This window comes from Lacticaseibacillus sp. 30 (genome assembly GCF_053819265.1).
Map to the genome: position 1 here is coordinate 1 of NZ_JBSOQX010000041.1, position 8196 is coordinate 8196.

The following is an 8196-nucleotide window of genomic DNA, read 5'->3' on the forward strand; positions in this document are numbered from 1 at the left end:
CAAATTGGTACGTTGAACAATTAATCAATAATTGGGTATTGGGTTCTCTACATGATTAGACCATTAAAGAGCAATTCCATATTACTTTAAACTGGCTCCTTTTTGTTGACAGGATTTTTGCAGGAAACCATTTCAATCCTACCTATTTCTGCTAGTTCTACAGTCCATCGTTATGGGGTGATTTTGTCATGTTTTAAATCACTTTATTTCTAAGTATTATGCTTGACAAGTAAATTAGTTTTTCGATCTTAGACCATTAGGGCATACCCTATTGGCCTTTTTTGCTTCTGTACTATACTAGGAATTACAAATGTTCATTAGAACTGTCCAAAAGGAGGACTGAAAGTGGCTAAAATCGGGTATGCCCGTGTGAGTTCTAAGTAGCAACATTTAGATCGACAGTTAGCGGCTTTAAAGGGCGTGATAAATTATTTACGGATAAATTAAGTGGGGCTAACACTAATCGGCCAGAACTGCAAAAAATGCTGGCCTATATTCGTGAGGGTGATATTGTCCTGGTCACTGAATTAGATCGCGTAGGCAGAAACAACCAAGATTTAACTAAGATCATGAACACCATTCAAAATAAGGGGGCCACCCTAGATGTGTTAAATTTGCCGTCAATGACTGGGATTACTGACCCTAATTTGCGTCAACTTATGACTAACCTCATCATTGAATTGTATAAGTACCAGGCGGAAAGTGAACGTAAGCGGATCATCGAACGTCAGCAACAAGGCATTGCCCTGGCAAAACAACAAGGCAAATATCATGGGCGCAAACCCCAATACACCCAAGACGATCCCCGCTTGCAACATGCTTTTAAACTTTATCAGGCAGGCATGAGTGACGTGGACGTTGCTAGGAATACTGGGATTAAACGAACAACCTTTATCAGATATCGAAAAAAATTCAATGTAAAAAATGCCAATCGCATAGATTAAATCGCAGCATCCCAAATGTTTAATACTGAATTATGCCTATTCACAAATTTATGTTAGACTTTAATAGAATAGGGTTTATCTATCTGGAGGTGTTTTGTATGTATTATCTTTCTGAATATTTTTCCAGTGTTGGTAACAGATTGTTTAATGTTAATGATCTTGATTGTTTTAATTTGGACCTTGAAAATGATAGTAAACTTTTTATCGATCCTACAAGAATTGCTCTATCAAATAATACTATGTTTGATGAAAATAGCGCATGCACACGAATTTATAGTTTTTTTGGACATCTATTAGATCTTGAAAGAGCTGGTCAACAGAATGTTATTAATAATATCATTAACAATATCCATGAGATAAATGATACACATCTCGGGCTTTCTAAAGATAAACCTAAAGGTAAGGGGCCTTCATATAGTGCTCTTGGAGAATCTATAGATACTATTCAAAATATAGTTAATCAGGCTGCTATTACTAGGGATCTACCTAAATCTTTACTTTTCGATATATTTGTTTCTAACTTTTCCGATGATAGTTTTTCTGATGTTATTACTAACATAATTTACCATGAATTAAATGAATACACCCTAAATATTATCAATGCGTATCATCTGAATATACCTTTACATCGGTGTAATCCAAATTCTCATCATTATTGGAATAATAATGACTGGCAAAATCTGGTTACTCAAGATTTCTTATTTAATGGTGAAGTTATTGTTTTTATACCCAATGATTTTGTGACTAAAAGCTATGACTTTTCCTCAAATAAATATATGAATTCAACAATAGTCGAATATGTTAAAAACGATTGGGAAGCAAGAAATCCTAACTCTACAACAAATAAAAAAATATTTATAAACTAATTAGGAATAATTACCCCTTACTTACCAACAAACAAATTGAAGAAGCATATACCATACAGAATACTCAACTGTTAACACAATTTTTAAATAATTTTTGAATTTTTGAATTTACACTTTAAGTTCAACACTAATTAAATAAAGAATGGCCCATGGCAAAACTCCTGTAGAATGATGTTTGCGAGAACAATCATGAAAGGAAACTAGCTATGAACCACTACCAGCATCTTACCATAGATGAACGGAAAACAACGTATGCTTGAACTGGATGTAAGCTGATTCCTGAGACAACTTTTAAGAGAGGGTATAATGAATAAATCGTCTCTCAAAAGGAAGGAATTTTTACATGCCAACTCGTTACGACAAAGAATTCAAACAAAACATTATCAACCTATATAAGCAAGGCGAATCAGCTGCCCAACTGGCCAGAGAATATGGCATTGGCTATTCAACAGTTCATAAGTGGATCCAGGGCCAGGCCAAAACTCAATCCGGTAAATCGCCAGACGAAATCAAAGCGATGGAAAAGCGACTGGCTTCGCTGTCTGAGGAGAACGAAATCCTAAAAAACGCCCTGGGCTTCCTTGCGCAGAAGTAACCAATATCTTTGATTACATTCACCAAGAAAGCCATCACCACCAGGTAACCAAGATGTGCCGAATCCTCGGTGTTTCCAGAGCTCAGTATTATCGTTATCGATCCCCCAAACCTTCAAAACGCCGGGCCGAAGATGCGGACTTGAAACAACGGATTCTGCGGATCTTTGCGGAATTTAAGCAGCGATACGGTGTTATGAAGATCCACCATGAATTGAATCTGGAACTTCAACCACTGCAGCTTCGGTGCAGTCCACGACGGATTATCGGCTATTCGTTCTCAAAAAAGATGGATACTGATTTAGTCTTAAAGACCCTTGAAAGCGCGGTTAAAAATCGAACCATTACTGGGGACCTGATTATCCATACGGATTTAGGATCACAGTATACCAGCGATGATTACAATCAACGTTTAACTGAACTACATATCCGCCACTCGTACAGCCGTAAGGGTTGTCCGTATGATAATGCGCCAATGGAATCCTTTCACGCTTCCCTCAAAAAGGAATGTGTTTATCCAGTACCGGTCTTTGAAGATTATGAAACTGCCGCTGCCGTCCTTTTTGAATATGTGCATGCTTTCTACAATAAGAAGAGAATTCATAGTTCACTGGGCTACCAGACCCCCTTACAAGTTGAAATTGCAACACTTACGAGCCAAATGGCCGCCTGATTTAATGCTTTCCAGGGTTCAAATAAGTTATTAATCGCGATTAATGATTTATTTGAGCTGTGGAAGGTAAACGCGGTTCTGAATGTCTCTTAAAATCTGTCTCAAATATTGACTTCAATCCAGTCCGGCTGCAATAGTTTTAGGAAACAAAGAGTTTCCATTTTTGTTCGTTTCAAATAGTTTATTAAGAGGGAAAAGATTAGCTGTTTAAAAAAGTGGGTTTGCAAAAAAGACCATTTTAATTGAAGTACAATAGAAAAGTTAGACAATTTAGATTTTGAATTAAGCAATCATGGCTTGTTCCCGGTACTCAACTGGGGTCAAGCCATTTTTGTTTCTCGAAATTCTGACATTGTTAAACCAATCCACGTAACCATTCACCAGCTTGCGCAGATCTGAGTGCGTGTTGATCTGATACCGATTCAAGCACTCACGTTTTAGGAGGTTGAAGAAGCTTTCGATGGGCGCATTATCGTGACAGTTACCTTTACGAGACATGCTCTGTGTAATGTTCATAGCCTTGAGACGTTGCTGGTAGTCCACCATTTGATATTGCCACCCTTGATCAGAGTGAAGAGTTGGTTTGATGCCTTCTTTAAGGTGATGCTCTAATTCATCAAGTGACGCTTGAATCAAAGCCTTATTGGGAGAAGCACTGACAATAGCCGCGATCACTTCACGGCTGGCTTCATCTGTGATTGACGAGATATAGCCCCACTCGCCGTTGTACAGCCGTACCTGGGTCACATCGGTATGGAACACTGTGAGTGGCTGTGTGGTTTCAAACTTCTGATTCAAGATGTTAGGTGCAATGAGACCAACGTGACCTTTGTAGGAGTGATATTTGGAAGTATGTTTAGAGTAAATCACACATTTCAATCCCATATCACTCATTAGGCGTCTAATTGTTTCCTCGGCATAGTGGAAGCCGACTTTGTCTGCTTCATCGTGAATTCGACGATACCCATAAGTCTCTTTCGAACCGAAAAAACACTTCTTGATGAAGGCTTTGACCTCGGCATACTTATCAGGCTTCTTATCACGCCTAAGCCGGTCGTAATAAGTCGCTCGAGGTAAGTGGAGGGACTTAAGCAGCTCATTGAGATCGTATTGCGACCTTAACGAAGTCACGATGCCAGCCTTTACTTTCGTAGAGAGTGCTTCGGTGAATTCTTCGTCAGGGTCGCGAGTGCTTTTAAAATATCACGGTCCAATTCAGCTTCGTGCAGCTTGCTTTTAAGCTCCAGAATTTCTTACTTATACTTCTCCTCTTGCGTTGGCTCGAGCTTCTTGATTGGTTTGATTTGCTTGTGCTTACCCATAGGCGGCCTTCCTTTACGCTGCGCACGTAAACCGGTAACTCCTTGGTCCTTTACGATACGAATCCAAGAGTTGACTTGGCTGGGAGAGATACCGAAATGCGCGGCAGCTTGAACTCTGCTTACTTGATGTGTATGCACATACTCTACCACAGTAATTTTAAAGGTCTGCGAATACGTAGTCTTGTTGTGTTTGACCTTCAAAGACTCGATACCGTGGGTCCTAGCTTGATTGACCCAGGTTCGAATATTAGCGCGCGAAGGAATACCATATCGAACGCTGAGCTCTCTGTAACCAATACCGCCTTTCAAGTATTCAGAAACCACTTTTGCCTTTAATTCGTTACTATATTTGGTCACAAGAAATGCCCCACAATCGTTAGACTTCTTGTCTAACAATTGTAGGGCACTTCAAATCGGCTGATCGAGGACTTTTTGGTATTCGTCCAGCACGTCATTCGGCAAGGGCGTCAGTAAATGCAGGTCATCGATGACATCGCTGGCCGTGTCGGTGCTGGGCAAATCAACGAAAAGGTCGATTTTACTGAGACAATCACTTAGTAGATCGGTCAGCTGCGAAAGCGGCTTGCCGTTTTCATCGGTGATCACGACCTGGCGATGATTGAGGGGCTGGTGCTCGATCTGAATCATTTTCAGCGCATGATAAACATTCAACTGGCTCACCTCGATATGGTTACTCCGATTGTAGGCAATCTGGCCCGAAAAAACAATCTTTAATCATGCTCTGGCGCGGCCTGGCGCTCTGGGGCTACCGGCGGGCGATGCCAACGCAGCCACAGTTCTTTGATTCCAGACAAAATGAGGGTCGGTAGCGCCGGGATGAAGACTACCGCAGCATACAGCGTGCTAGAAAGTGGCGCGGTCCCCATCACTTCGTTGAAGAACGGCATGATGGTGACAAGTAATGAAGCCACCGCCGCGAAAGCCACTGCCAGCAGCAACTGATGGTTTTCAAACGGGTTGCGGGCGAACAAAGTGCGGGTGCTACGCGCGTCGAACACATGCCACAGCTGGCCAAACACCAGGGTCAAAAAGGCGAGGGTTTGCGCTTCTGCGCCGCTCATGCCTTGACTGGCAGCCCAGATGAAGGCGACATACACGAGCCCACCCATCACAATACCGCGCAGGAAGATGCGCCCGAGCATGCCATGCAAAATGGATTGTTTCACATTGCGCGGCGGCTGGTTCATGAGGTCGGCTTCTGGCACATCATAGCCGAGGGCAAAGCTCGGTAAAGCATCGGAAATCATGTTCACCCACAGCACCATCAGCGCCGTTAATGTTGGGGTGGTGGCCGCCACTTGGCCGACGGGTTGCGTCATCAGTAGCACGCCGAACAGCAGCGCCAACACCTCGGCGACATTGGTGGTTAACTCATGCCGCATAAAGTTTTTGATATTGCCAAAAATGGTGCGGCCGGCGCGGACACTGCGCTCGATGGTGGTGAATTTATCATCCAGTAAAATCAGATCTGCGGCGTCTTTGGTGACTTCGGTGCCATTAATGCCCATGGCAATGCCAATGTCAGCAGCGCGTAAGGCTGGCGCGTCATTGATGCCATCACCAGTCATGGCCACGGTTTCGCCATGCCGCTGCAAGGCGCGCACGATGCGCTGCTTGTGTTCCGGCGACACCCGGGCGTATACGCGGATGCTTGGCGCGAGCCGGAACAAATCTTCATCGGTCATGGCTTCCAGCTGCTTGCCTTCCACTACCCGGGCGCTAGGGTCGGTGACAATGCCCAGCTTTAAGGCAATCGCGCGGGCGGTGACTGCGTGATCGCCGGTGATCATCACGACCTGAATACCGGCTTGGTGCAAGGTGGTCACACTTTGGCGCACTTCCGGCCGCGGCGGGTCAATGATACCGGCAATGCCTAGTAAGGTCAGGTGCTGCTCAAGCTCAGCGGTGCTACCATGCAACGCCAGGTCCTCGTCGATGTCACGCAGCGTCACCGCCAGCGTCCGCAGCGCCTGTTCGGCAAAGCGGTTGACCTGCGCTTCTACCGCAGTTTGACCAGCTGGCAATGTTACGAGTTGGTCGTGGTCCAGAATGGCATCAGTTTTGGCTAAAATCACGTCTGGCGCACCTTTAGTCAGCACCTGATACTGGTCGCCATCTTTAATGACGACACTCATCATTTTACGGTCGCTGTCAAACGGCAGTTCGCGAATGATGTCGATGTCCAGCGCCTGGTCTTTGCTCAAAATCGTATCGCGATCGATACCAAATTTGTGGCCCATCACTACCAGCGCTACGTCGGTGGGGTTGCCATACGGGCGGCTGCGGCCTTCGTCGTCGGTTTGAATCGCCGCTTCGTTATTCAGGACAGCGGCCATCATGAAGCGCGAAAATCCGGGGGTGTCGGCTTCGTCATCAGGGATGATTTCGCCTACTGGTTCATAGCCGTCGCCTTCCACCACATAACTGGCGCCATTGGCATAAAACCGGGTGACAGTCATTTCATTTTTGGTCAAGGTACCAGTTTTATCTGAGGCAATGTAGCTGGTGGCCCCTAGGGTTTCCACACTGTTCAGGGACTTGATCAGACCGTTGTTTTTGGCCAGCATCGTGGCCCCAATCGTGAGCACAATTGACAGCACCGCCGGTAGCGCATCGGGAATCGCGGCCACCGCCAAGGCAATCGCCGTAGAGAGGGATTCGGCCAGCGCAGCGAAGGAGAGACTGCCAGTTTGCTGATAGGCTTTCAAGAGCTCCACCAGCAACGTGAACGCCACAATCACCATCGCCACCATCATCAGTTTAGTGGTCAGGCGCGCAATGGTGCGTTCAATCGGGGTCTTTTTGTCCTTGACTTGATCCAGCAAGGTGGCGATTTTGCCCAGCTCGGTTTGCATGCCGGTCGCAACCACCACCCCGAGGCCGTTACCATGCGTCACTGTCGCACCAGAAAAGCCCATGTTGGTGCGGTCACCGATTTGCACGTCAGCGCCCAATGCGTGGGTTTGTTTTTGCACAGGTTCCGCTTCGCCGGTGAGGTGGGCTTCGTTGGTTTGCAGCTCGGCGACATGGAGCCAGCGAACGTCGGCTTCGATGAAGTCGCCGGTTTTGACACTGACAATATCGCCAGGCACCAGCTCGGTGGCTGGCACCGTCAGCCAGTCGCCATCGCGCAGGACCTTGGCGTGGTGATCCGCCATCACCTTCAGGGCGTCCAGGGATTTTTGTGCGCTTTTGGCTTGCCAGAAGGAGAGGCCGGCATTAACGAAAATCAGCAGCAGAATCGCAATGCTTTCATACACTGCCGCCATACCATGGCTGGGGTCGTGGCGCACGAAGAAGTCATAGCCGGCGCTGGCCCAGGCCAATAGCACGGCGATGAATAAAATAATCACCAAGGGTTCTTTCAAGGTGGCCAAAAACTGGCGCCAGGCTGGTAGGGGCTTGCTGGCGGCCAAGGCGTTGGGGCCATGCTGGGTGAGCCGGGCCTGTGCTTCTTCACTGGTGAGGCCGCTTTGCCGGCTGGTGGCCAAGCGCTTTAGGACATCTGCTTTGTGTTCGTTGTAAGGGGTCATAAGTTTCCTCCAATAAGAAAAGGCCGCACCCAAGAATCGCTTTCCTCCCCGAGAAAGCTTTCTTGAGCACCGCCCAACCGAATTTTTTGAATTAGTTACCTTTTATTACTAGTTTAAAGGATACCTAATGTTGCTGTCAAAAGATTTGGCCCGGGCCGCCGGTGGCGTGGGCGGTGGGCTCCGCTTGGGGCGCGCGGCCTGCTGTGCGGCCGGTCCGAGCCACAGTACGGTCTCGGGCCTAATT

At 46.3% G+C, this 8196-nt stretch carries 7 protein-coding genes and 1 pseudogene; 4 read left to right on the forward strand and 4 right to left on the reverse strand.

Going from position 1 to position 8196, the window contains the following annotated elements:
- Positions 1–345 precede the first annotated feature (345 nt).
- The 4 genes and pseudogenes from ACWPAB_RS14765 (at position 346) to ACWPAB_RS14780 (ending at position 3076) form a co-directional block, all read left to right on the forward strand.
- Positions 346–944 (forward strand): annotated as a pseudogene (locus tag ACWPAB_RS14765) (recombinase family protein).
- Positions 945–1042: 98 nt separating this feature from the next.
- Positions 1043–1810, forward strand: a complete 768-nt coding sequence (locus tag ACWPAB_RS14770) for a hypothetical protein (RefSeq protein WP_016382198.1) — start codon at positions 1043–1045, stop codon at positions 1808–1810.
- 343 nt (positions 1811–2153) lie between these two features.
- Positions 2154–2405, forward strand: coding sequence for an IS3 family transposase (locus ACWPAB_RS14775; protein ID WP_016382199.1), 252 nt, complete (start codon positions 2154–2156; stop codon positions 2403–2405).
- A gap of 140 nt (positions 2406–2545) precedes the next feature.
- Positions 2546–3076, forward strand: a complete 531-nt coding sequence (locus tag ACWPAB_RS14780; protein WP_016382200.1) for an IS3 family transposase — start codon at positions 2546–2548, stop codon at positions 3074–3076.
- Positions 3077–3358: 282 nt separating this feature from the next.
- Here the strand turns inward: ACWPAB_RS14780 and ACWPAB_RS14785 are convergent, their stop codons facing one another.
- The 4 genes from ACWPAB_RS14785 to ACWPAB_RS14800 form a co-directional block, all read right to left on the reverse strand.
- Positions 3359–4207, reverse strand: a complete 849-nt coding sequence (locus ACWPAB_RS14785) for an IS3 family transposase (protein WP_016379814.1) — start codon at positions 4205–4207, stop codon at positions 3359–3361.
- Positions 4208–4329: 122 nt separating this feature from the next.
- Positions 4330–4755: a helix-turn-helix domain-containing protein gene (locus tag ACWPAB_RS14790; RefSeq protein WP_032793576.1), complete on the reverse strand. Its 426-nt coding sequence runs from the start codon at positions 4753–4755 to the stop codon at positions 4330–4332.
- A gap of 51 nt (positions 4756–4806) precedes the next feature.
- A complete protein-coding gene (locus ACWPAB_RS14795) occupies positions 4807–5070 on the reverse strand; it encodes a hypothetical protein (RefSeq protein WP_003582045.1) in 264 nt (87 codons plus the stop codon).
- A gap of 59 nt (positions 5071–5129) precedes the next feature.
- On the reverse strand, positions 5130–7952 hold the full coding sequence (locus tag ACWPAB_RS14800) for a cation-translocating P-type ATPase (protein ID WP_003587111.1): 2823 nt from the start codon (positions 7950–7952) through the stop codon (positions 5130–5132).
- Positions 7953–8196 lie beyond the last annotated feature (244 nt).

Bases quoted from the DNA above. Each gene is read 5' to 3' on its own strand.
- ACWPAB_RS14770 (WP_016382198.1), top strand. From the start codon at position 1,043: ATGTATTATCTTTCTGAATATTTTTCCAGTGTTGGTAACAGATTGTTT.
- ACWPAB_RS14775 (WP_016382199.1), top strand. From the start codon at position 2,154: ATGCCAACTCGTTACGACAAAGAATTCAAACAAAACATTATCAACCTA.
- ACWPAB_RS14800 (WP_003587111.1), bottom strand. From the start codon at position 7,952: ATGACCCCTTACAACGAACACAAAGCAGATGTCCTAAAGCGCTTGGCC.